Source organism: Parafrankia sp. Ea1.12 (genome assembly GCF_900465275.1).
Taxonomy (GTDB): domain Bacteria; phylum Actinomycetota; class Actinomycetes; order Frankiales; family Frankiaceae; genus Parafrankia; species Parafrankia soli.
Genome location: NZ_UBIZ01000665.1, coordinates 1 through 2,158, shown reverse-complemented (window position 1 = coordinate 2,158; position 2,158 = coordinate 1). Strand labels below are relative to the sequence as shown.

General features: G+C 69.0%; 3 protein-coding genes. 2 read left to right on the top strand and 1 reads right to left on the bottom strand.

What is annotated here, in order from left to right; genetic code table 11:
• A partial coding sequence (locus tag FMEAI12_RS39060; protein WP_235015062.1) for an FCD domain-containing protein occupies window positions 1-451 on the top strand: 451 nt, incomplete at its 5' end.
• Here FMEAI12_RS39060 and FMEAI12_RS34710 read toward each other — a convergent pair.
• Window positions 387-1,064, bottom strand: coding sequence for a uracil-DNA glycosylase (locus tag FMEAI12_RS34710; protein ID WP_112109281.1), 678 nt, complete (start codon window positions 1,062-1,064; stop codon window positions 387-389). The two genes, FMEAI12_RS39060 and FMEAI12_RS34710, sit on opposite strands and share 65 nt — an antisense overlap.
• A gap of 171 nt (window positions 1,065-1,235) precedes the next feature.
• Here FMEAI12_RS34710 and FMEAI12_RS34705 point away from each other — a divergent pair, with 171 nt between their 5' ends.
• Complete coding sequence (locus FMEAI12_RS34705) at window positions 1,236-1,481, top strand: hypothetical protein (RefSeq protein WP_020462096.1); 246 nt, start codon at window positions 1,236-1,238, stop codon at window positions 1,479-1,481.
• Window positions 1,482-2,158: the final 677 nt, after the last annotated feature.

The following is a 2,158-nucleotide window of genomic DNA, read 5'->3' as shown; positions in this document are numbered from 1 at the left end:
CGAGGCCCGCCGCAGGAGCCTCGACCGCCGGTTCTTCCAGATCATCGCCACCGCCGGAAAGTCACCGCGGCTCGACGCGATCCTGGAGTTCCTCGGCGGCGTGCTCCAGGGCAGCTTCTACTACGACTCCCCGGCCTGGGTGGACAACGAGGCCCGGTACCGCGAGCTGTTGCTGGCCGAGATCCGGGCGGGCGACGTCGTGGCGGCGGCGCGGACCAGCGAGGAGCACGTGCGCTCCTGCGCCGCTGTCACCGTGGAGCACCTGCGGACCCGCGGCTACTGGACGGCCCCCCGGACGCGCCCTGAAGCCAGGCTGTGTCGTGGCATGACGCGGTACGGCGTGACGCGGCCGCGCGGCGCCCGGCCCTCGGTGCCGACCGAGACCGCTAGGGAAGGTGCCAGTCGACGGGTTGGGCGCCTTGTTCGAGCAGGTGGTTGTTGGCGCGGCTGAACGGTCGGGAGCCGAAGAAGCCGCGGTCCGCGGAGCGGGGCGACGGGTGGGCGGACTCGATTGTCGGGGTGGGGGCGAGGAAGGGGCGCAGGCTGCGTGCGTCGGCGCCCCAGAGGATCGCGACCAGCGGGGTGCCGCGGGCGGCCAGGGCGCGGATCGCCTGCTCGGTGACTTCCTCCCAGCCCTTGCCTCGGTGTGCGCCGGGCTGGCGCGGCGCCGTGGTCAGCACCCTGTTCAGCAGTAGCACCCCTTGTCGGGTCCACGGTGTGAGGTCGCCGTTCGTGGGCCTGGGCACGTTGAGATCCGTGCACAGCTCCTGGAAGATGTTCTCCAGGCTGCCCGGGAGCCGGCGTACCTCGGGCGCGACCGCGAAGCTGTACCCGATGGCCATGCCCGGGGTCGGGTAGGGATCCTGCCCGACGATGAGTACGCGGACGTCGTCGAAGGGTTGCTGGAAGGCTCGTAGCACGTGCTGGCCCGCCGGTAGGTAGCTGCGTCCCGCCGCGATCTCCGCGCGCAGGAAGTCACCCATGGCGGCGATGCGATCGGCCATTGGCTCGAGGGCCTTCGCCCAGCCCGGCTCGAGGATGTCCCGCAGGGGTTGTGCCGGCATGGCTGATCACCCTACCGGGGGTTCCGCGAACAGCCGCGGGGCCTGCCGCCGGCCCATCGGGATGCGGGGAAGTCCTGACGCTGGTAGCCGGCTGCAGGTCGTCGACGATACGAACGAGCCGATCAACGTGAGCCGAGTCGGACATCAGAGCCCTGCTGGAATGATGTGTACATGCGTCCCAGCTCTGGCTCACGGTGGTCGATCGGTTCTCAGGATTCCGTCCTGTGCCTGTGGTCGCAGGGGTCGGTGCTCTCCATCGGCTCGGTCGGTTCCGTGCTGTCGATCGGGTCGATCGGGTCAGCCGCGTCCATCCTCAGCGTGGGGTCCTTCGCCAGTGTCGGCTCGGCGCTGAGCGCCGCCTCTCGCTGGTCGCTGCTGTCCTGGCGAGCCCGTCGAGCCTCGATGTCCGCCCGCTGACCAGCCGCTCTTCGCGGATCCTGAGTCCAAGATAATCAACGGCGTTGACAGTCGGCCTCTATCTTGCCGATCTTGAGGAAAGTCGATCCGCCAGGACGTCTTCGACCGCTGCGCTGTTCGACGGACCGGGCGCGGCCTACTCGCTCGCGAAGCGGGCCTCAGCAGGAGCTCTCCGGCGAGTCCGGCAAGCGCATGCGCGCGCTCGCCGGTATGTCGGCCCCCGGCCGTCCCGGCGCCCCGGCCGCCTTCGAGCTTTCGCCGACGCGACGGATCTCCAGCCAGACCCTGACCATTCAAGATCTGGTAGCGCCGGGATAAACCGGCTTGGAGAAGGAGATGGAAGAGCTCTACGTCGAAGGAGTAGCGACCCACGACGACCCCGAGCCATGTGGCTGCTTCCGTAAGGGGGCTGCTGAAGCGTTGGTAGGGGCACGTGTAGGCCGGGTGATTGAGCCGCGAAATGAACAGTTCCAGGGCGCCGACACGTTCAGATCCGTGGAAGGCAACACCGCCGGGAGCGTTAGTCGCGAGTTCCCGGTGGGCCCGGCGCGGTCAGAGAACCATGGCATGCACGGAATCTCCAAGCACGAGAACCGGGAGATCCCGCGTCCGCCCGTCGGAGTGATGACCGGCGGGACGTCCAGGGAACGCCGAGGCGGTAATCCTGGGATGCACGG